The organism is Bacillus cereus G9842, assembly GCF_000021305.1.
GTDB lineage: Bacteria > Bacillota > Bacilli > Bacillales > Bacillaceae_G > Bacillus_A > Bacillus_A thuringiensis_S.
The window spans coordinates 4537837-4561776 of sequence record NC_011772.1; the positions used below are offsets into that span (position 1 = coordinate 4537837).

Below are 23940 nucleotides of genomic sequence, written 5' to 3' on the forward strand. Positions count from 1 at the left end.
ACGAAGTGTTGACAAACTATCCACTCTCCTCAAATTATTCTTGCTGATATCAATTTCTCCAAGTGGTCTGACCACGAACACTACTACTATAATAATCGAAGTGTAGGGAAATTGTCCATTATATTTTCACAACTACATTTTCTTCCCCGACAATTTCACGAAGTGCTCCTAAACATTCTTCACTTGGATGAATCGATAAACTCCGAGATAATTGTACCATTTTATGTTCCTTTTCATAATAAATTAGTACTTTCGCAAAACCTGAATAGTCGAACAATATTTTCGTAACCTGATTTAAAAGCTTTTTCTCATACTGAGACGGCAATTTCACGTAAACAGATGCGTCTTTCTTTTCTTCATAAACATCCATTTCCTCTAGCGGATATAGACCATTTACAATCCATTGCAGCTTATGATTTCTTAGCTCAATCGTACCGTCAACTAAAACAATTGCTCCTTCTTGTAACTTGTCCGAGAAATGTATATACGTTTCCGGGAAGAGGACTGCTTCCATTTCATCATTTTGATCACAGAATGTAATAAATGCCATCTTTTGAAACTTTTTCGTACGAATCACTCTCACACTTGTTATATACACAATAGCTCTTTGTACTTTTTTCTTGTGTCGCATCGCCTGAGCGAGAGATGGAATTTCTAATTCTTTTGCTAACTTTACATACTGCGCTGTCGGATAACTTGATAAATAAAAGCCAAGTGCTTCCTTCTCTTTATTTAGTTGTTCAATAAAAGATAGCTCTTCTCCTTGTACGTATTTTGATTTTGGAACAGCATCTCCTAAATCACGTGCGAGATTCGCGTACTCTAATGCCCCTTTAATACTTTTCCATAAATTCGTTCTCGAAACACCAAAATCATCAAAACATCCGGACCAGACGAAAGCTTCTAAATTGCGCTCCGTCACAAACTTTGACGGCATACGGAGACAAAATTCAAACAAATCTTCGAACATTTTTTTCTTTCGTTCTTCTAATAATGCCGTCACTGTAGCCATTCCAATATTTCGGATCGAAAGTAAACTGTAACGTATCGCATTCCCTTCTATTTGGAAGTTGTAACCACTTCTCTGAAGAGACGGCGGCAAAACGTGAAAGCCTTTCCGCTTCGTTTCTCGTATATACTGTACAATTTTATCTTCATTTCCAATTGCACTTGATAATAATGCCGTCATAAATTCCAGCGTATAGTTCGCTTTCAAATAGGCAAGCTGATATCCGATCATACTGTAAGCTACAGCGTGACTTCGGTTAAAACCGTAATTCGCAAATCTTACAATTAAATCATAAATTTTCTCAGCAGACGTCTCATCATAACCATTTTGCAAACACCCTTGAACAAAATGCTTACGTTCCTGATCTAAAATATCACGATTTTTTTTACTCACTGCACGGCGCAGTAAATCTGCTTCTCCGAGCGAAAACCCTGCTAACTTCGATGCAATTTGCATAATTTGTTCTTGGTATACAATGACGCCGTATGTTCTTTCTAAAATTGGCTTTAAATCCGGATGTAAATATTCAATTTTTCTTTTTCCATGTTTCGATTCAATAAAGGTTGGTATCTGTTCCATCGGCCCCGGTCTGTATAACGAGTTAACAGCTACGATATCTTCAAACTCATTCGGTTTTAACCCGCGAAGTACATTTCGCATACCACCTGACTCAAGCTGGAATACACCTGTTGTATCCCCTCTCCCTAATAATTGGAACGTCTTTTCATCTTGAAGAGGTAAGTTTCTTATATCGATTTCTTTCCCTGTTTTGTTCGCGATAAATTTTATAATATTTTCAAGTAACGTTAAATTACGTAACCCTAAAAAGTCCATCTTAAGCAACCCAAGTTCTTCTAGCGCATCAGCTGGATATTGCGTAACATAAACATCGTTATGTCCTTCTTGAATTGCTACACTGCCTGTTAACGGTTCTTGACTCATAATAACGCCAGCCGCATGAATAGACGTATGACGTGGTAAACCTTCTACACGTTTTGCGATTTCAAACACACGCTCATGCAGAAGATTCCCTTGTATAAACTCACGAAGTGATTGTGATTCTTCATATGCATCTTTTAACGTTATACCGAGCTTTGATGGGATAAGTTTTGAAAATATATCAATATCTCGTGGCGGAAGCCCCATTACGCGGGCAATGTCTCTAATTGCTGCTTTTGCTGCAAGCGTACCAAACGTTACAATTTGCGCAACACGAAGCTGACCGTATTTATCTTTCACATAGCGAATCATCTCATCACGTCTTATGTCTGGAAAATCAATATCAATATCGGGAAGCGTCACACGTTCAGGATTTAAAAACCTTTCAAATAATAGATCGTATTCAATCGGATCAATATCTGTAATTTCTAATACGTATGAGACGAGTGAACCAGCTGCCGATCCACGACCTGGTCCTGTTAAAATATGATTTTCATGTGCATACTTCATAAAATCCCATACGATGAGGAAATAATCACTAAATCCCATACGAGAAATAACATTTAATTCATGATTTAAACGCTTTATATGCACTTCTTTCGGCGCACCATATCGTTTCCGCAAACCTTCTTCACAAACACGACGCAAGTATATATCACTCGTTTCGTTAGACGGAACAGGAAACTTCGGAAGTTGATTTACATGGAACGGTATTTCTACTTGGCAACGCTCTGCAATTTTTATTGTATTTTGGATTGCTTCCGGCGCATGGGAAAATAGTGCTTCCATTTCATCCGATGATTTTAAATAATATTGATCTGTTTTCAGCCTCGGCCTATCTGGATCAGTCATTTTCGTTCCACTTTCAACAGATAGTAAACATTCGTGAACAAGTGCGTCACTTTGATTGATATAACGCACATCGTTTGTTGCAACGACTGGAATATTAACCCTACTAATAAATTCAGGTAGCTTCTCTTGTAAAAGCAACTCATCTTGAATTGCATGATGCTGCAAACTCATATAAAAATGGCCGAACATATTTTGATATGTTCGAGCTACTTCTTCAGCCTGACTCTCATTGTCTTCTAGTAATAATTGCTCAATTTCGCCATCTTTACCTGGTGAAATAGCAATTAATCCTTTCGCATAATGCGCAAGCCACTTCTTAGGGATACCTTCTTTGGACTTTGTCATAATACTGCTAGAAATCTTTAATAAATTTTGGTAGCCTATTTCATTCTCAGCAAGTAATACAAGCGGATAAGACCTTTCTTCTTCTTCACTAAAAATAGAAGCGGTTAATCCAATAACAGGCTGTATACCATGTTTCTTACATGCTTTATAAAACGGAATAACGCCATACATAACATTTTCATCCGTAATAGCCAGCGATGAGAAACCAAGTTCTTTCGCCCTGACTACAAGCTCATCAATTTTACAAGCACTTTTTAATAAACTAAAAACGGTTTGACATTGTAAATGCACAAACTTCACTGTTGTACCCTCTCTTTACCTATTTGACTACTTTTATTATAGGTGATGAGGAAAGCGGAAATCAAAACATACTTCTTATACTTTGTCCATATATATGAAGAAGAAAGGGGAATGACGATGGATGTAAGAGAACATACTTTTTTCTCTCTGCTTATTATTAGTTATTTTATTGCCTTTGGGGTTATACTTGGCGGTTCATTAATTGGTGGATTTGGTGCGTTTCTTATCGGAAAACCAGCTCTAACTTACATTAATCAATTCGCCCAAAATTTAAGAATTTGGGCACTCGTTGCAGCAATCGGCGGAACATTCGATACCTTTTATAGCTTTGAAAGAAGTTTCTTTGGCGGAGATATGAAAGATATCGTAAAACAAATTCTCCTTATTTTTTTCGCAACTGGTGGTATGCAAACAGGTCTCATTATTATTAAATGGCTAACGCAGGAACATGTATGAGAGTACCAAGTGCCAATACAGCAAAAAGATGGTACTTAGTATTAGCTGGTGCTGCTGTTGGAGGCGTGTTGAGCTGGTTTATTTTTTTGTACATATACGGTGTTTTTCAAGAAGAACAAGCTAGTAAAATAGCAGAACAAAGAGAAATTATAGAAAAACAAGAAGCAAAACTCCACGTCCTTCTCGAAGATCAAGAAAAATTGAACACTGAAAATAAACGGCTCTTAACCATTCAAGAGATTAAAATAAAACTTATCAATCGAGAAAAATACGATTTAGACAATCTTACACTCGAAAATATGACTACATCTATCCATAATGATCTCCAGCATCTTTTAACGAAAAACATTCAAAGTATCGCAAAAAATAAAGACCTACTCAAAAAGGTAATCGAAAACAAGACGTACAAACATTACGATCGGCTATACCGTTTTAAAGTCGATACAATATCTTTTGATACAGTGCTTGAAATTAGCATTACTATAGAGAAAGAAAAATAAAGAAGGAGGGCTTTAGCGCCGCTCCTTCTTTTCGTTCTAACATATACTCTCTTATTTACAAATCTCACGTAAATCAGCAAAAAGACGATCCGCTTCTTCCCAAGAAGATGCCTTCGCACCAGAAGCCATCGGGTGTCCTCCGCCGTTATATTGCATTGCTAATTTGTTTATAACTGGTCCTTTTGAACGAAGACGAACACGAATTACGTCGTCTTCCTCTAAAAATAGAACCCACGCCTTTAATCCATCAATATTGCCAAGTGCTCCAACAACACCAGATGCTTCAGAAGAAAGTACATCAAACTCTTCTAATACTTCTTTCGTTAATTTAATGTAAGCTGCTCCTTCTTCTACCATCGTAAAGTTTTGTAAAATATAACCGTTTAAACGAGCAATTTTTTCTTTTGTCTTATACATTTCATTGTATAAATCTGTGAATTTCACACCCATATCAACAAGCTCACTTACGTAACGAAGTGTTTTTGCTGTTGTATTCGGGAATAAGAAACGACCTGTGTCCCCAACAATTCCAGCTAAAATAAGGCGAGCTGCTTCTTTTGTTATTTTTAATCCTTTATCTTTTCCATACGTGTAAAACTCATAAATCATTTCACTTGTAGAACTCGCTGCCGTATCTACCCACGTAATATCTCCATATGGATCTTCATTTGGATGATGATCAATTTTAATTAACATCTTCCCTTTTGTATAGCGTTGATCGTCAACACGTTCTTGATTCGCAGTATCACAAACGATAACAAGCGCATTTTCGTATACACTATCTTCAATATCATCCATTACTCTTAAGTACGCTAACGACGGTTCATTGTACCCAACCGTATAAATATTTTTCTCTGGAAACGATTCTTGTAGAATTGTACCAAGGCCACCCTGTGAACCTAATGCATCTGGGTCCGGACGCACGTGGCGATGAATAATAATTGTATCAAACTCTTTAATTGCTCCTAAAATTTGCTCATGCATATGTATAATCTCCTTTTTAATCAACTTCTTCGCTTTATCCTCCATTATAACGGAAAGTATTTCATACATGCGAACAATTGCTTTATAATAGAAGTTAGAAAGTTTAGATATTTCTTTTTCTTTTCTATTATTTTTCACAAAGCGATGGGAGTGTTCATTATGCCAGTATTAGTCTTCTGTATTATCGTCTCATTTATGTTGTACCTCTTTTACAAAACAAAATACTTTCGTACAAACCGCCCAATGGAAAAAGGTTGGCTCTCAGGAAAATCCGCAATGGCACTCGGTTCATTCGTTTTATTTTTCGGGGTAAACCAATTCTTTTTAGAACTTTCAACCGCTCGTATTATCGTTGGTATTTTATTCGTTCTATTTGGTAGTGCAAGTGTATTTAATGGGTTTCGCCAATACAAACACTTCTTACCATTAGCAGTTAAAGAAGCCGAAGTCTATGAAGCAACATAAAAAAAGCATCAATATTGTGATGCTTTTTTACGACCCTTAACTTTCAAAATCATATATGCAACAAACGCAGATGGTATATTAAATGGGTTACCTTGTACGTGAAAATGTAATTGTTCTTCTCCAAAAGACATTTTTTCATATAGCTCTCGCTGAGATAATCCTGTCTTTTCCTTTTTTTCATGTAAACCTTGTAAATATAAATATTGGATCGGTATCATTACAAGAAAGTAAAATAGTGCGATACTACCAAAAAAGAGTACGGCTGACGACATAATGTATACCACCTTCCAGAAATCCATTTTCTTACAATATAATCATAACACAATATATACCAAAATTAAATTACTATTCTGTCTTTTATCGTGTTACTTTTCCACTCCATCCCATACATATTTCACTAAAACTCTCATCTAAAATCATGTCTTTCAAATTTAAAACAACAAAAAAAAATGGAACAAATCAAAACGATTTGTTCCATCTTTTTATTTATCAATTAACTGAACCATAAGTAATGCTTTTCCAACGACATTACCTTCATGATGCACCTCTACATCGACCTTACCAAATTTACGCCCGATTTCTAATACTTTCGGATGAACGGATACAACATTATCAATTTGAACCGGCTTCACGAAATAAATTGTTAAGTTTTCAACAATTAAATCGCTTTTCTTTTGCGCACGAATGACGCGATTTGTCGCTTCTGTCACAATTGTTGCAAATACACCGTACGATAACGTTCCGATTGAATTCGTCATTTGCGGCGTCACCGAAAATTGATATAGATGCTCATTTTTCGCTTCTTTTGGCGTCATAAATTGATTCGTTACGATATCATCAATTGTTTCTCCAACTTGTGGCTGACGTTGAATCATTTGCAGTGCCTGAAGTACATCTTGACGGCTAATGATACCTTGCAGTTTATTTCCTTCCTCAACGACAGGAAGTAATTCAATTCCTTCCCACACCATCATACGTGCCGCAGCTGCGACAGACATTTTACCATTCACTGTAATTGGGTGTTTTGTCATTACTTTATCAATTGGTGTTTCTTTCGCTACACCGATCATGTCTTTTGAAGTTACGATTCCTAGCACTTTTTTATTTTCATCGACAATTGGATATCTTCCGTGCATTGTCTCTTCGTTATATGCATGCCATTGCTGTACTGTATCATGTGGCTTTAAATATAACGTTTCTTCAATTGGTGTTAAAATATCCTCAACAAGTACAATTTCTTTCTTAATCAGTTGATCATAAATCGCACGGTTAATTAACGTTGCGACCGTAAATGTATCGTAGCTACTTGAAATAATCGGCAGCTTTAATTCGTCTGCTAATTTCTTCACATGATCTTCCGTATCAAATCCACCCGTAATTAATACAGCGGCTCCAGTTTCTAGCGCTAATTGATGTGCATTCGTACGGTTACCAATAATGAGTAAATTCCCAGCTTCTGTATAGCGCATCATCGCTTCTAATTTCATAGCTCCGATTACAAATTTATTTAATGTTTTATGTAGTCCTTCTCTGCCTCCAAGTACTTGACCGTCGACAATGTTAACGACTTCTGCATATGTCAGTTTTTCGATATTTTCTTTCTTCTTTTGTTCAATTCGAATTGTTCCGACACGTTCAATTGTACTAACATATCCTTTATTTTCTGCATCTTTAATTGCACGGTAAGCTGTCCCTTCACTTACACTCAAATCTTTCGCAATTTGTCTTACAGAAATTTTATGGCCTACTGGCAGACTATTAATATGTTCTAAAATTTGGTTATGCTTGGTAGCCAAATGGTTTCACCATACTTTCTTTTCCCTAAATTCTTCATGTGTTGTACTTTCAGTATACTATATTTTCAAAACTGTTACACTCTCTCTTTGCATACCTGTACTATTTTTTTTATAACAAAATGACCCTTACATTCCACCAGTCATTCTATTACAACAATGTAATGCTATTGTCATCTCATTCGATAGTTCGCCCACTTGATTCCCTATACAATGAAGACAAGAAATAAAACAAAGGAGCGTACACATGATGAAAAAATTTTTAGAGGTTGTAGGTGCTATATTTTTAGCTTTCGTAGATGGGAAAAAAGTTGCAATGGAATTGAATGAAACACCTGAACAACCACGTACAAAAAGAAAAGAATCACCAAAACAAATACAAGCATTAAAAGCTGTCCTACACACGTAAAAAACCCTTCACTTTTCTTTTCAAATGAAGGGTTTCTTTTCTATAGTGTAATACTTTCTCCAGCTTCTAATACTTTCCCTGTACAATTTTGTAGCTTTTCTACAAATTGATATGGATCTTGTTCAATAACTGGGAACGTATTGTAATGCATCGGTACAACAGTTTTCGAATTAATCCATTTTGCCGCTAGTACAGCATCTTCTGGTCCCATTGTGAAATTATCACCAATTGGTAAAAATGCTAGATCAACTTTATTTAATTCCCCAATTAACTTCATATCAGAGAATAGTGCAGTATCTCCTGCGTGGTACACTGTTTTCTCTTCTGCTGTAAATAAAATACCTGCTGGCATACCTGTATATGTAATCGTCTTATTTGCTTCATCAATATAACTAGAGCCGTGGAATGCTTGTGTAAACTTCACTTTTCCAAAGTCAAATTCATGTGAACCACCAATATGCATCGGATGTGTATTTACACCTTGCCAACTTAAAAATGTTGCTAGTTCAAATGGCGCTACAACAACTGCATTATTTTTCTTCGCAAGTTCTACTGTATCTCCAACATGATCACCGTGTCCATGCGATAAAAGGATTGCATCCACTTTTACATCTTCAGCTTTTAAATCTGTTTTCGGATTACCTGTTAAAAACGGGTCAATTAAAATAACTTTTCCATTCGCCTCAATTTTCACAACTGAATGTCCATGATAAGATACTTTCATTATTACATTCCTCCCCTATTCACATTCTCACTTTTTATTCTACATGATTTCTCTATTCCCTGTCTTTTCTAACATCTATTTACTTGTCATAACGCTTTCTTCCGAGTTAAAGTTATATTTGTAATTAAATATCTCGGGGGTGCCAATCGATGAATGCTAGATTAGAAAATTTAATGCAATGGCTAAAAGAAAAAAACGTAGAAGCTGCGTTCTTAACTTCTACACCGAACGTCTTCTACATGACGAACTTCCACTGTGAACCGCATGAAAGATTACTTGGTATGTTTGTATTCCAAGAAAAAGAACCTATTTTAATTTGTCCTAAAATGGAAGAAGGTCAAGCACGTAACGCTGGCTGGGCACATGAAATTATCGGATTTACTGATACTGACAGACCATGGGATATGATTGCAAAAGCAATTAAAGACCGCGGCATCAATGCAAATGCAGTTGCAATTGAAAAAGAACATTTAAACGTAGAGCGCTACGAAGAATTAACGAAATTATTCCCAAATGCAGCTTTCAAATCAGCTGAGGAAAAAGTTCGCGAACTTCGTTTAATTAAAGATGAAAAAGAACTTTCTATTTTACGCGAAGCAGCTAAAATGGCGGACTACGCTGTTGAAGTTGGTGTAAATGCAATTAAAGAAAACCGTAGCGAGCTAGAAGTATTAGCAATTATTGAACACGAATTAAAAACAAAAGGCATACATAAAATGTCATTTGATACGATGGTATTAGCGGGTGCAAACTCTGCTCTTCCACACGGTATTCCTGGCGCAAACAAAATGAAGCGCGGTGATTTCGTACTATTTGATTTAGGTGTAATCATTGAAGGTTATTGCTCTGATATTACACGTACAGTAACATTCGGCGAGATTTCTGAAGAACAAACTCGCATTTACAACACTGTACTTGCTGGACAACTACAAGCAGTTGAAGCATGTAAACCAGGTGTTACACTTGGCGCAATCGACAACGCTGCTCGTTCTGTTATCGCAGATGCAGGTTACGGTGACTTCTTCCCGCACCGCCTTGGTCACGGACTTGGAATTAGCGTACACGAATATCCAGATGTAAAAGCTGGCAACGAGTCTCCATTAAAAGAAGGTATGGTCTTCACAATCGAGCCAGGTATTTACGTACCAAACGTAGGTGGCGTTCGTATTGAAGATGATATTTACATCACAAAAGACGGATCAGAAATTTTAACGAAGTTCCCGAAAGAATTACAATTTGTAAAATAACAAAAAAGGCAGCTTGGTTGCTGCCTTTTTCTATTTCTCTACTATTTCAAATTTCTCTACAATCATTTTTGCTGGATAACTTTCAAGTATTTGAGAAAACCATACTTTTATTTTATCCCCTGTTTTTAACTGTTTATATGCGTCTTTGTCCTTAAAGCTCAAGACTATATGTGATGGATGCTCTTTATTCATTTGTTGTTCTATATAATGTTGCAACTCTACTTTTGTTTCAAACGTTTTATCATCGGCAAAAAACACCGTGTCATTTCTTAATATGATATACCCTTCTTTAGGTACTTTTTTTACCTCTACTTGTTTTGTAGTGCACGCTGATAATATGATTAGAAATACACTTATAAACATTAATTTTTTCATATGCCTATTCATTTTTAACTCCTTACTCTAGGCTATTTCAAATTTAACACCATCTTCTCCTCATACTTATCATCCCATTTAATCAAAACCTCTATCGGTTCATCTTTAGATAAAGGCGCACAACTTACACAAGATAATTTCATTTCAATCTTTGCTCCTTTATGATTTTCTGACGTTTGTGTCATTGTGCTAAAGGCTCCATTAATAGCAATCTCTAAATTTTTAAATTCTGTATTCCCATCTCCGCCTTTGTACTGAAACGTAAACACTCCATCTTCACTGTCGTCCTTAATATGGCCCTTATATTGTCCCGTCCAACTTTTGCTCTCGCTAGAAAAAGTAACATACCAAATCGAACAACTCCCTAAAAAGAAAATACTAATGAAAAAGAATAATGCTCTCTTCATAATGCCCCCTCCATTCAAAAACACTTATTTATCCCGTATTAACGGACAGTAAGATCCCCACATCAAAATTCCGTGAAAGCAAAGAAGTTAGGTGGGGAATCCCCCACTGATTAAAGTTTCACTTCATTGCCTATTCCTTCCTTTTATTATACTATTTAAATACAGAATTTTCTAAAATAGGAGGATTTATATGTTACAACAACAATTAGAAGAAATTCGTAATAATAATTACATACTGGATAACACACTTAACATTGATTCTTTAAGTTCTAATATGCTTGAACATATTGGCGATACTGATAGCTATTTAAGGGACAAACTCATCTACTCTACTTTTTATCATCTCATCAAAAATCGCTACCTTTCACACACACAATTACAGAAACTATTATTAGAAAGCATCGGTGAAAAATATTTATTGTATAAAATTCATTCAGATGACGAAGATGCTGTATTTACTCGCGCATTTACCACCTTATTAATTGCGCTCATTATAGATGCAGATACAAATCATAATTTCTTATCACAAACTGATATTTCAAATGTAAAAGATCAATTAATTCTATATATGAACAATGAACATGATTTCCGCGGATATGTTCCAGACCACGGCTGGGCACATAGTATCGCTCATGCTTCCGATACATTTGAGGCGCTTGTTCATAATCCTAAACTAGAAACTTTACATTACGAAGAGATATTAAAAACTTTGTTAAACAAAGTTTTTGTCCATTCTATCTACTACAAATATGAAGAAGACGAGCGTCTCGTTTATCCGATTGTCGCAATGCTGCAAAATGACCTAAAAGAAGAAATACTCATATTAGCCCTTCGTGACTTAGCAGCTCAATTACCGGTCCAAAAACAAGTACTACCTATTGAATCGTACGAGTTTCTATATGGAAATACAAAATCTTTCTTACGTAGCTTATTTTTCAGATTACGTACAATGTCTATATGTAAAGAAACTGAATACGAAATTGAAAAATTGCTACAAGAGCTTCCAAAATATTATTAAAAAAGAAGGCCACTCAAAAAGTGCCTTCTTCTATTTCACTAATATTTAATTGAAATTTCACGATCCAAACTGAGAAAAGGTGGACAAGAAGCGCAAACGCCATACATGCTCCACTTAAAAAAGTTAGTATAGGATGCGAATACACGTGCCCCAATCCATAGGATATCGCCACGAAAAACATTGTTATGTAAATATAAATTGCTCCATGTATTTGCCTCATATAAACCTCCTTTTCCCATATTATAACATAAATTTTCTGATTATTCACATTAATTACTTGTAATCAATATTTCTCAACTGTTACACCTCTTACAGCAGCCTTAATATACGGTGACCCTTGTAAACTTTGTAAATCCTCTGTTTTTCCTGTTACGACTATACCGTATATTGGTAAGTCTTTTGGTTTGGTGTTTTTTATTTCTTTATCCCGCATTAACGGGCAGTAAGACCTCACATCAAAATTCAGCGGAAGCAAAGAAATTAGGTGGGGGGCGGACTGCCCGTAAAAGCCCGATTGGTGAGGGCTGATAATCAGTGGGGGATGACCCCCACTGATTAAAGTTTCACTTTATAGTTTATCCTAAAATATTCTCGATATCCCTCTTTATTTTCACTTAAAGATATCCAAATGCAGCTTTTATAAATTGTTTCATAATAAAAAGCACATCCATTTTGATGCGCTTCTCTCTGAAATACTATTCTATTATTTCATCGCTTCCTTCACAACATCTTGAATCATAACAACTTCTGTTTTCATATCAATAGACGGTGCTTCTTCATCGATACATTCATACCAAAATGCTAAGTGCTTTTTATCAATTTCATGATGAGAATTTTCGACATGAGTCCCACCTTTTCCTTGCACAGAATACCAATATAAGTACTCTTCTCCATCTCTTATTTCCCGGAAAATTGTCTCAACGTACATCTTTTCGTCATTTAATGTCAAAAGTACTTCTTTCATATTATCATTAAGAAGCTGCATCCATTCATCTACTCGATGACTCTTACCAGGCTTAACTTTAAATCTCGTTAATTCTACATTCATTTTTATTCCCCCGTTTTCTTACGTACAAACAAACTATATTCTATTGGATGATAAAAATTTAATTTACTAGCTAATTTTACCGAAGGAATATTGTCTACATAACAATCCCAACTCGGTATAATATCATTTTGCATGCAATGTTCAATGAACCTTGTCGCAACAGCTTGAGCTAACCCTTTCCCTTGATGCGCTTCATGTGTTGCAATATCTATTTCAGCAAAACCATTCCCGTTAAATATTGAGACACATTCAGCTACAATTATCCCATCTTGTTCTATACAAAATCCAAAACCACTGTTCAAAAACGTTTCTTTTGATCCCCAATACTCTTTGTAGTACTCCTCTTTAAATTCACTGCTTCGCTCTATATCTCTTATATCAATACGCTTCACTTCATATGTATTTTTGTTAAAATCTCGTTGTTTCTCTTCAAAGGTTACGCTTTGAAATTTCATTCGCGGGATGTTCCGAAGTACATTACTAAAACGCTCTTCTATCATCATTTCCCATTCTTCGCTCGAAGTGAACAGTGTAAATCTCTTCTCTGTTTTTTCAATAGCCTTTTTGATATACGAAAATAAATCTTCGTTATACTTGTGATCATCCGTATCACCAAATAAATAATAGATACCGTTAGCTGTAATAATTAATCCTGCTGTTAATTGCCCGTTTACAAAAACCTCACCATCTATCATTCGATCACATACGGCATAAGCAAACGTCGTCGTTCTTGTATTACCTTCTAAAACCGGAAGAACTTTTCCATACTCAGCTACAGATAATTTTTTCATAATTGCTCCACCTTAATCGTATCAGCCTCTATATGTTCAAAACAAAGATTTACCGTTCTCTTTAATGCTCTCGTTCTATGAATCGTACATGCTGGAATTAAAATAGAATCATTTGGCTTTAAAACCGCTGTTTCTCCATTTTCAAAATCAATAAGTAATTCTCCCTCTAGCACAATAAATAATTCATCCGAATTAGAATGATAGTGCCAATCATATTCACCAGTAAATACAGCGATTCGTAAGCAATGACTGTTTATATTTGAAACGACGAAGTTTTTATGTTGATCTTGAATGTCCTTTGTTAATTCTATTAAGTTCACAGTTTCCATCTTTCGTCTCATCCTTTCATTAGTCGTTCTTCTGAAAAATTAACTTAATCTCCACCCCCTCCGCAATCTCCTCCACCATCACTTGAGCTACTACAATCACTGCTACTGTAGTCACCGAATCCACTTGATGAGCTTGAAGCGTATGAAGATTTTTTACTTCTTTTTCTATCTTTTTTACTTTCATGACTAGGCCATACTGTATCAAAAAATATAACGAATAAGACTAATTCTATTGCAACAAGGATAAATACTAAAATACTCTCAATAATATTAGGATTTATCTCAAAACTGTAAAACACTCCAAATGAATACATACACAAAATTACATACAGAGCCATACAAATATACCGAAATGATTTCTCTATCGTAATGACTACTTTTTGTGAAAAAGGTATGTTCTGCTCCTGTTTTTTCTTTATGTACTTTTGTCTTTTAGCTTGCTTTCGCTTTCTCTTTTTGCTCCCCATAGAATTCCCTCTTTTTTTATTATACAATTCTAAATTATCATAATAAAAATCGATTTACACCAATAAAGTGAAACTTTGATCAGTGGGGGTTTTATTCATCCCCCACCTAACTTCTTTGCTTCCGCTGAATTTTTGGGTGGGGGGTCTTACTGCCCGTTAATGCGGGATAAATAACAATTATTCACATGTTATTTCCCCATATAAAAAAGACCCTCCTCACGAAAAGGAAGGTCTCAAATGTATTTCTATTATGATAAAGCAGGAGCTTTTTCAAGTAGCTCTTTCGCATCAGCGTATTGTAAGCCATGAGCTTCTGCAACTGCTTCGAATGTTACATAACCATCTAATGTGTTAATACCTTTTAATAGTGCAGTGTTGCCTAGGCAAGCATCTTTATAGCCTTTGTTCGCAATTTGTACTGCATATGGTACTGTAACGTTTGTTAATGCAAGAGTTGACGTACGTGGAACCGCACCTGGCATATTAGCAACTGCATAATGAACAACGCCATGTTTTTCGTAAGTTGGGTTGTCGTGAGTTGTAATACGATCAGTTGTTTCGAAAATACCACCTTGGTCAATCGCGATATCTACAACGACAGAACCTGGTTCCATTGATTGAATCATTTCTTCTGTTACAAGTTTTGGCGCTTTTGCACCTGGAATTAATACCGCACCAATCACAAGGTCAGATTCTTTTACAGCTTCTGCAATGTTGTATGGATTAGACATTAACGTTTTTACTTGGTTACCGAAAATGTCATCTAGTTGACGAAGACGTTCTGCACTTAAGTCGATGATTGTTACATCCGCACCTAAACCTACTGCAATCTTAGCTGCGTTTGTACCAGCTTGACCACCGCCGATGATTGTTACTTTGCCGCGTTTTACCCCTGGAACGCCTGCAAGTAAAATACCTTTACCGCCTTTGTTTTTCTCAAGGAATTGTGCACCGATTTGTGCGGACATACGACCAGCTACTTCACTCATAGGTGCAAGTAATGGTAAAGAACGATTGTCTAATTGTACTGTTTCGTATGCGATTGATGCAACTTTGTTATCGATTAATGCTTTCGTTAATTCTGGTTCTGGAGCTAAGTGTAAGTATGTGAATAAAATTAAACCTTCACGGAAATAGCCGTATTCACTTGCTACTGGCTCTTTTACCTTCATAACCATATCTTGATTCCATGCTTCTTCAGCAGTTTCTACAAGTTTCGCACCAGCTTGTACGTATTCTTCATCCGTAAAACCAGATCCTAAACCTGCTCCTTTTTGAACAAAAACTTCATGACCATTTTGTACTAAATGTACTGCTCCCGCTGGCGTCATTGCCACACGGTTTTCATTGTTTTTAATTTCTGTTGGAATACCGATACGCATGATTAGTTCCCCCTTGAGTTATGAAATGACCCCTGAATCATTTTTTAAAGCGCTTTCTACGCTCTTATATTTTAACATAATATCTCAATATTTGACAAAAAATAATACGAGTTTTCCGATAGATTTAATTTTATATTAAAAGACAGTATTATCCGCACCTCTCAGCACAATGGATAAACTGTCCAATTATTTGAAACTTCATCTTATTTTATTCTATCGATGTCTATGAATAACATCCACTGCACCAGTCACTTCAATAATTGTACCGGTAATCATATCGGAATCGTCCTCACATAAAAACGAAATGGTTCTTGCAATATCTTCACCTGTTCCAGATCTACCAATCGGTGTGTTATGCTCTTTCAGCTGACGTGCTTCTTGAATAGTTGCCTCTTTCATATCGCCTATAATATCACCAGGACATACCATGTTCGCAGTAATACCATACTCCGCTTCTTCATAAGCAACTGTTTTCGTTAATGAAACAAGTCCTACTTTGGCCGCTGCAAAAGCTGAACGATAAATCCATCCCGGTGCACTATCCGCCCCTTGAAATCCGTAATTAATAATACGGCCAAAGCTCTGTTTTCTCATGACCGGAACGACAAGTTTTAATAAATGAAATACCGCTGTTAAATTTCCCTGAATCATTTCATTCCATTCATCTTCTTCATAATCAACTAACTTTTTTCGTTCAAATACATATGGACCAGCATTATTAATTAAGAAATCAATTTTGCCAAAACGGCTTATCGCTTCTTCTACCATTTTATGTAAATCTTCCTTTTTCGTGACATCCGCTTGCACGAATTGTAGACGCTCTTCCATATTTTTATATGTTTCTTTCAACTTTTCCATAGCCGTGATATCGCTATGATACGTTACTGTTACTGAATATCCTTTAGCCAATAACTTTTCTGTTACTTGCTTTCCTAAACCTTTCGTACCGGCTGTAATGAGCGCGTGTCTCACAAACATGCCTCCTTTTAAATTGCTATACTTCATATGTAACAAGTTCTCGCTCCAATTACAACTAAAATGAATTGAAACAGAGTTTTCAAAATTCTGTAACGTTTCTGGCAAGCACGTTACCAAAATTTGTTTTATAATTAAGTTGTAAACAGTTATAAAACAGATTGGGAGGAATTTACTATGAATAATACATATACAAATATTTTAATCGCGGTGGATGGTTCTAAAGAAGCAGAAAAAGCCTTTAAAAAAGCAATTCAAGTCGCAAAGCGCAACAATGCAACATTAACAATCGCTCATATCGTTGATGTAAAAGCGTACTCAGCAGTAGAGGCTTATAGCCGTGCAATTGCTGAACGTGCAAATCTATTTGCAGAAGACTTATTAGAAGACTACAAAAAAACTGCGCTTGAAGCTGGTCTTGAAAAAATTGAAACTGTATTAGAATTTGGTAACCCTAAATCTAAAATTTCAAAAGAAATCGCTCCAAACCATAAAGTAGATTTAATTATGTGTGGTGCGACTGGTTTAAATGCTGTTGAACGCTTCCTAATCGGTAGCGTCTCTGAACATATTATTCGCTATGCGAAATGCGATGTCCTTGTTGTTCGTGGTGATGAGGAGCAAGGTGATCTTTAATTTATAGATAAAACACCAAGTCCACATGGGCTTGGTGTTTTTCATTTCACATATTTCACTATAAATACAAGACAAGCCACAATAACAACAGTAATTGCTAATACATAGGGAGGAAGAAACTTCAAAGACCATAATGCCATCATAATCGTCGCAACCGTTAAGTATGCTTACTTTGCATCTTCTGTCATTTTTTTACGAAGTAAGAAGACGTACAAATAGCCAATTGGCGGCGTAATGAAGCAAAGAACATATATGATTTTTGATTTTAAATACCATTTTTGTTCTCCAAGTTTCTTTATATCCCCTTCTATTCTCTTATGATCTTGTTCTCTCGCTTCTTCTACAAGCGGATTTTCCTCTTCTCCTCGCTTTTCTTTCATATAAGGAAGAAAGTGCATAAAAAAATAGTATGCGAATACGAACGCTCCAAATCCAATATTTAATCTTTCTAATGGAATATGCTCACTAAAAAAAGCTGCAGTAAGCACTAAAGACAAACAGTACGTCATCATCCAAAATGAACGTTTTCTCTTTTTCCGTTCCATTTCTTTTTTATCTTGTACATGTTTTCTTTTCGAAAGCCATATTGAAATACAGCAATCTACTAGAAATAGAGAAAAAATAAATATCGCAACGTGTACTGTTTCTACATTTCCAAATGAAAATACGTTTGGGAATGCAACATACAATACAATTAGCGTGTACAAAATTAGCCCTATAAAATAAAGTGAAACTTTAATCAGTGGGGGGTTTTGTTCATCCCCCACTGATTATTAGTTGAACCAATCGGGCTTTTACGGGCAGTTGATCCCCACCTAACTTCTTTGCTCTCGCTAAATTTTGAGGTGGGGGTCTTACTGCCCGTTAATGCGGGATAAATACGTCTCATTTTTCATCCCTTTCTTATTTCCTAACATTACGTTAACATACATTTTTTAGAAATAGACGGACAAAATATATATGTGTAAAAAAGGAGGATGCTATATGGATGATTCTGAACGCATTATTTTAGACGTGAACGGCAAAGAAATTGAAATGCTAGATAAGATTCGCACTCATTTTAAAGAAAAACATGGCGTTGAACTAAGTAATGGTGCATTACTTCGTGATTTGATGGATATTGAGTATATTCGAATTACAGAAGATCGACATAAGTATGATTAAAAGAAAAACGACTGCAGGCGAATGCCATCAGTCGTTTTTTTATTTAAGCTCTTGATGCTTCCCGCCCATACCACCTGGCTCATTACTATCTTGGTGTACAGTTAGTTTATTTGTTTTCTCATCTTTTAAAACTCTATATGTATATGATTCATTTGGTTCATCTTTAAACTGCACATTCATACCGTATGAACCAATTTTGCTATAAAAGGCTGGTTTTATGTATGCAATATCACTTTCTTTATATCCTTTATCTTGCAAATGCCACATCGTTGCGATAATCGCTTCTTCTCGCTTTTCTTTTTCACCAACATACATATATTTGTCCAAAAGAAACACTTTAGCATTTGCAATTAAACTAATTACCAGTACAATGATAAACACTATTTTTTTCATAGACTTCCCCTAAATTGTTATTTTTTACTACATTGTAACTTAAATGCTAGTAAAAAATAAAGTACGCCAGACTTTACTAGACTGGCGTACTTCCCAACTCAATTCTTAATAACTTCTTTCGTTAACCCCTTCGCCTTTTCCAAAGCGTTTTTGATTTGTTCAAACCCTGTCCCACCAGCACTATTACGACGCTTTACAGCCTCATATGGTGAAAGAACTTCATACAAATCTTCTTCAAATAAAGGGCTCATTTCTTTATATGTTTCAAGCGGGACATCTAATAAATAAATTCCTTTTTGTGTGCAGTGTAGCACTAACTTCCCTACAATTTCATGAGCTTGACGGAATGGTAGTCCTTTGTTTGCTAAGTAGTCGGCAATTTCTGTTGCGTTGGAGAAATCTTGCGTCACAGCTTGCCCCATTTTTTCTTTGTTTACAGTCATCGTTTCAAGCATGCCCGCCATAATATGAAGGCAACCTTCTACTGTTTTAACTGTATCAAACATTCCTTCTTTATCTTCTTGTAAGTCTTTATTGTAAGCGAGTGGTAATCCTTTCATTACTGTAAGTAAACTGAATAAATTACCGTATACTCTGCCTGTTTTACCACGGATTAGTTCCGCCATATCCGGATTTTTCTTTTGCGGCATAATGCTGCTACCTGTCGCATATTGATCGCTCATTTCAATAAATTGAAACTCTTGGCTACTCCATAAAATAAGTTCCTCACAAAAACGTGATAAGTGCATCATGAGCATAGATGAATTACTTAAAAACTCCAGTATGAAATCACGATCACTTACTGCATCTAAACTATTTTCATAGATTCCATTAAACCCAAGAAGTTCCGCACTATATTCTCGGTCGATCGGGAATGTCGTCCCAGCTAGCGCTCCTGCCCCTAACGGCGAAATGTTAATACGCTTTAACGAATCTTCATAACGATTCACATCACGCTCTAACATCCAAAAATAAGCGAGAATATGATGAGCAAATGAAATCGGCTGAGCACGCTGCAAATGCGTATAGCCCGGCATAATGGTTTCAATATTATTTTCTGCTTGGTGAACAAGAACAGTTTGCAATTGTTTTGTAGCCTTTATAATATGTTCTACCTTTTCTTTTAAATACAAATGCATATCTGTCGCCACTTGATCGTTACGACTTCGGCCTGTATGAAGTTTCCCTCCTACTTCACCGATTTTTTCAATTAACATCTTTTCAATATTTAAATGAATATCTTCAGCTTCAATCGAAAAATGTAATTTATTTTGTTTCGCTTCTTCTAATAAATATTGAAGACCTATCTTTATTTTCTCTGCCTCTTCTTTCGTAACGATGCCTTGCTTTGCTAGCATCGTTACGTGTGCAATACTCCCTTTTATATCTTGATTTACTAATTGTTGATCGAAGGAGATGGATGCTCCAAACTCTTCAACCCACGCTTCCGCTTCTTCCGTAAAACGTCCGCCCCAAAGTTTGCTCACGCTTCCACCTTCTTTTGATTCACTTGGCTGTATACTTTCGTCGGTAAACCAAATAATGAAATAAATCCAACTGCTGCATCATGATTAAATTCATCTTGAGCAGTATATGTTGCTAATTTTTCATCGTATAAAGAGTATTCAGATTTACGTCCTTCTACAATCGCATGACCTTTAAATAATTTTACACGCACTGTACCTGTTACATTCTTTTGCGTTTCTTGTAAAAATGCATGAAGCGCTTGTTTTAAAGGAGAGAACCATAAACCGTTATAAATAAGTTCTGTTATTTTCTGTTCAATCACTGGTTTAAAATGTGCTACTTCTTTTACGTGTGTTAAATCTTCCAACTCTTTATGTGCAGTGATTAACGTCATTGCTGCTGGGCATTCGTATACTTCACGAGATTTAATACCGACAAGACGATTTTCTACGTGATCGATACGTCCAACGCCATGTTTTCCAGCAAGTGCATTTAACGTTTTAATTAATTCTGCAAGTGAATATGCAGTACCATTCAAAGTCGTCGGTACACCTGCTTCAAATCCGATTTCTACAAACTCTGGTTTATTCGGTGTATCTTCTAATGCTAATGTCATCTCATATGCCTCTTCTGGTGGTGCTGCCCATGGATCTTCTAAAATTCCACATTCGTTGCTGCGTCCCCATAAGTTTTGATCGATTGAAAACGGGCTATCTAAATGAATCGGAATTGGTACATCGTTTTCTTTTGCATATGCAATTTCTTCTTCACGTGACCACTTCCATTCACGTACAGGCGCAATCACTTCTAAGTAAGGATTTAATGCTTGGATAGAAACTTCAAAACGAACTTGGTCATTTCCCTTTCCTGTACATCCATGTGCAACTGCAGTTGCACCTTCTTGTTCTGCGATTTCTACTAATTTCTTCGCAATAAGCGGACGAGATAATGCAGAGACAAGAGGGTATTTCCCTTCGTATAATGTGTGTGCTTGCATCGCCATCAATGCATATTCATTCGCAAATTCTTCTTGGACATCCACCATATATGATTTAATTGCACCAACTGAAAGTGCCTTTTCTTTCACAAACCCTAAGTCTTTTCCTTCCCCTAAATCTAAACAAAGTGCGATAACATCATAATTCTTCTCTTGTAACCATTTAATTGCAACGGAAGTATCAAGACCTCCGGAATATGCTAATACAACTTTTTTCTTCTCCATTTTGCATCCCCCTAAAGAATAAATATTCATTTTCTTTTATAATAATTCAAACTTTAACACCTTTTACAAAATGTATCAAGAGTCATTTTCAAATTTTTTCAAACAATTTCGTCGAACTTCTTTCTGTTTTTCTGTACAATATAAGCAGGAAAACGGGGGTGAACTTATGGAAAAGTATTTCTTATACGATAATCATCTAGGAATTGAAATTCCGCATTTACAAGAAGATTGGGAAGATATCCCCGAAAAAATGCAGCATGCTATTTTACTAAAATGGGAACAAATTCGCGGGAAAATTCCTGATCGTATAAAAGAACTTGAGCACTATATTAATACAAAACAACATCATTTAAATAACGAAGAAGACTTCGAAGTTTCTTGTAAACTAAATTCAGAAATTGCCGATCTTGCTTCCATCATTAATGACCTTTGGCTTTGGTATCGACTCACTCAAAATGTATCTGAGGGGAAAGCACACCAATGAAAAAAGCATGCCCCTCAATTACTTTGGGTCATGCTTTTTTGTCGTAACATGATTTACAATATATCTCTTGTGCTGTTTTCGCCAAACACACATCAAATGGACCAACTAATATACTTCTTTCTTTCGGCAACTTTACAAAAGCAACAAGTTCTTCTTCATATTGAATTTTTTTCTGACATGAAACGCATATTAATTCTTTTCTTTTGAACATGTCTTTTAGCATATCTTCACTCTCCCCTTCATCTATCTATATTAATATACTCTCATAATAGTTAAGAGTTGTAAAAAAATGACACATTTCGAATCGAATGATTCATATACTATGTACAAAAGGAGGTCTAAAGCTTATGCGTGCTTTCGTTATTATCGCTTTAACTTTTTTAAGTGTAATTAGTTGGGATGCGTTTTTTAAAGATAAAAGTGATGAAAAGAACACAACGGAATAAAACCCTTTTTTTCTTGCTTATTGGACAAACCGTTACAAACTGTCCAATCCTCTGAAATAACTTAGGCTTTGCTACAAAAATATTTAAACATAACATTTTTTGTAGATTCCCTCCGTTTATTGTCGGTTTCCATCCGCATACATTTTTTAAAAGTATGATATAATAGTATAAATCTTGAAGGAAGGGATTTTGATATCATGATCGCTCGAAGGAGCATGTGGCATCGTATTGACGAATCATACACGTAGCGTATTTTTCAGCTCAGATACTTTAGTCTAGCGAAAAAAATACGAGAGTGGGGAAATTATGATTGCCCGAAGGATAATTTGGCAAAAAAAAGACTCTTCTTACACATAGCGTTTTGTTTAGGACTTAATTGTTACTAACTAAACAAAACAAAGAAGAGCAGGATTGCTAAATGACGAATCCTACTCCACGTTTTGTTTAGTCGTTTTAAGACTTAAACTAAAACGAAGGTAGGGAGAATTGATGGACGAGAGGATTATTCGTTATTTCTTCAGCGACATATAGCGTAGTTAGTTTTTTCGTAAACTAACTAAAAGCTACATGTGAGCTCGTAGTTAGTTTACAACACAAAAAGGACTACTAACTACGGAAAGAAGGAATAACGATGAGGAACATCCAAAGTCGGCAAATTATTAAAGAAATTTTTATGGTTTTAATCGGTTCATTTATTTTAGCAGCAGCGCTATATCACATTCACTTCCAAAACCACTTAACAGAAGGTGGCTTTGTAGGAATTGCACTATTCATTCAAAACTTTTATGATATTTCACCATCTATTTCAACTGTATTAATGGATATCCCAATTATTTTACTGTGTGCTTCATTTTTGGGTAGAAAAATGGTTGGCTATTCATTCTTAGGTTCTATTTCATTCGGATTATTTTATTCCTTAATGGAAAATTATTCTCCATTTACGGTAGATTTATCAAATAATTTATTTATAGCTGCAATAGTTGGCGGTGCGTTAGCTGGTATTGGACTCGGTTTTATATTGCGATTTGGCGGTGCAACCGGTGGAGACGATATTTTAACAATTGTATTAAGTAAACGAACTCGTTTTACAATTGGGCAAATTTTCTTCGTCTTTGATGCGATTGTTCTTGCGCTTTCATTATATTATTTAAATTGGACAGAAATTGCTTTTACTATTCTTTCGATTGCCGTACAGGCAAAAACATTGGATTTAATTTATTATCCAAAAACAGAAAAAACAGCAGAAAAGCAGCCAGTATCTGTTCCAATGTCCAAAAAACATGCAACAAATTAAAAAAGCGAAAGGCTTCGGC

28 protein-coding genes and 2 pseudogenes are annotated in these 23940 nt (G+C 35.7%); 10 read left to right on the top strand and 20 right to left on the bottom strand.

What is annotated here, in order from left to right:
• Positions 1–118: 118 nt before the first annotated feature.
• Positions 119–3445, bottom strand: coding sequence for a DNA polymerase III subunit alpha (gene dnaE / locus BCG9842_RS22840; protein ID WP_000673723.1), 3327 nt, complete (start codon positions 3443–3445; stop codon positions 119–121).
• Between the two features lie 42 nt (positions 3446–3487).
• Between dnaE and BCG9842_RS22845 the strand changes: the two genes are divergently transcribed.
• Both BCG9842_RS22845 and ytrI read left to right on the top strand, forming a co-directional pair.
• Positions 3488–3901 carry a YtrH family sporulation protein gene (locus tag BCG9842_RS22845; protein WP_002005839.1) on the top strand — a complete coding sequence of 138 codons (414 nt, stop codon included), beginning with the start codon at positions 3488–3490 and terminating at the stop codon, positions 3899–3901.
• Positions 3898–4401: a sporulation membrane protein YtrI gene (ytrI, locus tag BCG9842_RS22850; RefSeq protein WP_001265736.1), complete on the top strand. Its 504-nt coding sequence runs from the start codon at positions 3898–3900 to the stop codon at positions 4399–4401. The genes BCG9842_RS22845 and ytrI overlap by 4 nt, the downstream gene beginning before the upstream one ends.
• 51 nt (positions 4402–4452) lie before the next feature.
• On the opposite strand, the gene BCG9842_RS22855 is transcribed toward ytrI, so the two are convergent.
• Positions 4453–5385: a DHH family phosphoesterase gene (locus BCG9842_RS22855; RefSeq protein WP_000545134.1), complete on the bottom strand. Its 933-nt coding sequence runs from the start codon at positions 5383–5385 to the stop codon at positions 4453–4455.
• A 159-nt stretch (positions 5386–5544) separates the two neighbouring features.
• Here BCG9842_RS22855 and BCG9842_RS22860 point away from each other — a divergent pair, with 159 nt between their 5' ends.
• Positions 5545–5850 (top strand): YtpI family protein, encoded by a 306-nt coding sequence (locus BCG9842_RS22860; protein ID WP_001144782.1) that lies wholly within the window; start codon positions 5545–5547, stop codon positions 5848–5850.
• An 8-nt stretch (positions 5851–5858) separates the two neighbouring features.
• Here BCG9842_RS22860 and BCG9842_RS22865 read toward each other — a convergent pair whose 3' ends face one another.
• Both BCG9842_RS22865 and BCG9842_RS22870 read right to left on the bottom strand, forming a co-directional pair.
• The gene (locus tag BCG9842_RS22865; protein ID WP_000093045.1) at positions 5859–6122 is read right to left on the bottom strand and encodes a DUF3949 domain-containing protein; all 264 of its coding nucleotides are present in this window, start codon (positions 6120–6122) and stop codon (positions 5859–5861) included.
• Positions 6123–6332: 210 nt separating this feature from the next.
• The gene (locus BCG9842_RS22870) at positions 6333–7646 is read right to left on the bottom strand and encodes a CBS domain-containing protein (protein ID WP_000201579.1); all 1314 of its coding nucleotides are present in this window, start codon (positions 7644–7646) and stop codon (positions 6333–6335) included.
• A 244-nt stretch (positions 7647–7890) separates the two neighbouring features.
• On the opposite strand from BCG9842_RS22870, the gene BCG9842_RS31435 reads away from it, so the two are divergent.
• Complete coding sequence (locus BCG9842_RS31435; protein ID WP_000976014.1) at positions 7891–8052, top strand: hypothetical protein; 162 nt, start codon at positions 7891–7893, stop codon at positions 8050–8052.
• Between the two features lie 40 nt (positions 8053–8092).
• Here BCG9842_RS31435 and BCG9842_RS22880 read toward each other — a convergent pair whose 3' ends face one another.
• Positions 8093–8776: a metal-dependent hydrolase gene (locus tag BCG9842_RS22880; protein WP_000868923.1), complete on the bottom strand. Its 684-nt coding sequence runs from the start codon at positions 8774–8776 to the stop codon at positions 8093–8095.
• 149 nt (positions 8777–8925) lie between these two features.
• Here BCG9842_RS22880 and pepQ point away from each other — a divergent pair, with 149 nt between their 5' ends.
• Positions 8926–10023, top strand: coding sequence for a Xaa-Pro dipeptidase (pepQ, locus tag BCG9842_RS22885; protein WP_000994039.1), 1098 nt, complete (start codon positions 8926–8928; stop codon positions 10021–10023).
• Positions 10024–10053: 30 nt separating this feature from the next.
• On the opposite strand, the gene BCG9842_RS22890 is transcribed toward pepQ, so the two are convergent.
• Together BCG9842_RS22890 and BCG9842_RS22895 are read right to left on the bottom strand one after the other, a co-directional pair.
• Positions 10054–10410: a DUF3221 domain-containing protein gene (locus tag BCG9842_RS22890; protein ID WP_001079383.1), complete on the bottom strand. Its 357-nt coding sequence runs from the start codon at positions 10408–10410 to the stop codon at positions 10054–10056.
• A 20-nt stretch (positions 10411–10430) separates the two neighbouring features.
• Positions 10431–10805, bottom strand: a complete 375-nt coding sequence (locus BCG9842_RS22895) for a hypothetical protein (RefSeq protein ID WP_000816728.1) — start codon at positions 10803–10805, stop codon at positions 10431–10433.
• A gap of 190 nt (positions 10806–10995) precedes the next feature.
• Between BCG9842_RS22895 and BCG9842_RS22900 the strand changes: the two genes are divergently transcribed.
• Complete coding sequence (locus BCG9842_RS22900) at positions 10996–11823, top strand: DUF2785 domain-containing protein (protein ID WP_000941472.1); 828 nt, start codon at positions 10996–10998, stop codon at positions 11821–11823.
• A gap of 13 nt (positions 11824–11836) precedes the next feature.
• Here the strand turns inward: BCG9842_RS22900 and BCG9842_RS22905 are convergent, their stop codons facing one another.
• From BCG9842_RS22905 to BCG9842_RS22935, 8 genes and pseudogenes are all read right to left on the bottom strand, one after another.
• Positions 11837–12043: a hypothetical protein gene (locus BCG9842_RS22905; RefSeq protein ID WP_001248905.1), complete on the bottom strand. Its 207-nt coding sequence runs from the start codon at positions 12041–12043 to the stop codon at positions 11837–11839.
• 63 nt (positions 12044–12106) lie between these two features.
• Positions 12107–12247, bottom strand: a pseudogene (locus BCG9842_RS31070) (anti sigma factor C-terminal domain-containing protein); the annotation flags it as partial.
• A 279-nt stretch (positions 12248–12526) separates the two neighbouring features.
• Positions 12527–12871: a DUF6176 family protein gene (locus BCG9842_RS22910; protein ID WP_001100212.1), complete on the bottom strand. Its 345-nt coding sequence runs from the start codon at positions 12869–12871 to the stop codon at positions 12527–12529.
• A 2-nt stretch (positions 12872–12873) separates the two neighbouring features.
• Positions 12874–13662, bottom strand: coding sequence for a GNAT family N-acetyltransferase (locus BCG9842_RS22915; protein WP_000736719.1), 789 nt, complete (start codon positions 13660–13662; stop codon positions 12874–12876).
• A complete protein-coding gene (locus BCG9842_RS22920) occupies positions 13659–13991 on the bottom strand; it encodes a cupin domain-containing protein (RefSeq protein ID WP_000450936.1) in 333 nt (110 codons plus the stop codon). Before BCG9842_RS22920 ends, BCG9842_RS22915 begins: the two co-directional genes overlap by 4 nt.
• 44 nt (positions 13992–14035) lie before the next feature.
• Entirely contained in the window at positions 14036–14458 is a 423-nt protein-coding gene (locus BCG9842_RS22925) for a hypothetical protein (RefSeq protein WP_000534961.1), read from the bottom strand.
• A gap of 248 nt (positions 14459–14706) precedes the next feature.
• Positions 14707–15840, bottom strand: coding sequence for an alanine dehydrogenase (ald, locus tag BCG9842_RS22930; protein WP_001219402.1), 1134 nt, complete (start codon positions 15838–15840; stop codon positions 14707–14709).
• A gap of 213 nt (positions 15841–16053) precedes the next feature.
• Positions 16054–16845 (bottom strand): SDR family oxidoreductase, encoded by a 792-nt coding sequence (locus tag BCG9842_RS22935; RefSeq protein WP_033668923.1) that lies wholly within the window; start codon positions 16843–16845, stop codon positions 16054–16056.
• Between the two features lie 147 nt (positions 16846–16992).
• Between BCG9842_RS22935 and BCG9842_RS22940 the strand changes: the two genes are divergently transcribed.
• Complete coding sequence (locus tag BCG9842_RS22940; RefSeq protein ID WP_001066672.1) at positions 16993–17451, top strand: universal stress protein; 459 nt, start codon at positions 16993–16995, stop codon at positions 17449–17451.
• Between the two features lie 41 nt (positions 17452–17492).
• Here BCG9842_RS22940 and BCG9842_RS22945 read toward each other — a convergent pair.
• A pseudogene (locus BCG9842_RS22945) lies at positions 17493–18191 on the bottom strand (hypothetical protein).
• Between the two features lie 244 nt (positions 18192–18435).
• Between BCG9842_RS22945 and BCG9842_RS22950 the strand changes: the two are divergent.
• Complete coding sequence (locus BCG9842_RS22950) at positions 18436–18615, top strand: hypothetical protein (RefSeq protein ID WP_000342753.1); 180 nt, start codon at positions 18436–18438, stop codon at positions 18613–18615.
• A 39-nt stretch (positions 18616–18654) separates the two neighbouring features.
• On the opposite strand, the gene BCG9842_RS22955 is transcribed toward BCG9842_RS22950, so the two are convergent.
• From BCG9842_RS22955 to BCG9842_RS22965, 3 genes are all read right to left on the bottom strand, one after another.
• The gene (locus BCG9842_RS22955) at positions 18655–19008 is read right to left on the bottom strand and encodes a DUF3139 domain-containing protein (RefSeq protein ID WP_000724671.1); all 354 of its coding nucleotides are present in this window, start codon (positions 19006–19008) and stop codon (positions 18655–18657) included.
• Between the two features lie 98 nt (positions 19009–19106).
• The gene (argH, locus tag BCG9842_RS22960) at positions 19107–20495 is read right to left on the bottom strand and encodes an argininosuccinate lyase (protein ID WP_000041240.1); all 1389 of its coding nucleotides are present in this window, start codon (positions 20493–20495) and stop codon (positions 19107–19109) included.
• Positions 20492–21697 (bottom strand): argininosuccinate synthase, encoded by a 1206-nt coding sequence (locus BCG9842_RS22965; RefSeq protein ID WP_000412339.1) that lies wholly within the window; start codon positions 21695–21697, stop codon positions 20492–20494. The genes argH and BCG9842_RS22965 overlap by 4 nt, the downstream gene beginning before the upstream one ends.
• 166 nt (positions 21698–21863) lie before the next feature.
• Here BCG9842_RS22965 and BCG9842_RS22970 point away from each other — a divergent pair, with 166 nt between their 5' ends.
• A complete protein-coding gene (locus BCG9842_RS22970) occupies positions 21864–22181 on the top strand; it encodes a hypothetical protein (protein WP_000417222.1) in 318 nt (105 codons plus the stop codon).
• Positions 22182–22209: 28 nt separating this feature from the next.
• On the opposite strand, the gene BCG9842_RS22975 is transcribed toward BCG9842_RS22970, so the two are convergent.
• The gene (locus BCG9842_RS22975; protein ID WP_000910278.1) at positions 22210–22404 is read right to left on the bottom strand and encodes a hypothetical protein; all 195 of its coding nucleotides are present in this window, start codon (positions 22402–22404) and stop codon (positions 22210–22212) included.
• Positions 22405–23258: 854 nt separating this feature from the next.
• Here BCG9842_RS22975 and BCG9842_RS22980 point away from each other — a divergent pair.
• A complete protein-coding gene (locus tag BCG9842_RS22980; RefSeq protein ID WP_001244514.1) occupies positions 23259–23921 on the top strand; it encodes a YitT family protein in 663 nt (220 codons plus the stop codon).
• Positions 23922–23940: the final 19 nt, after the last annotated feature.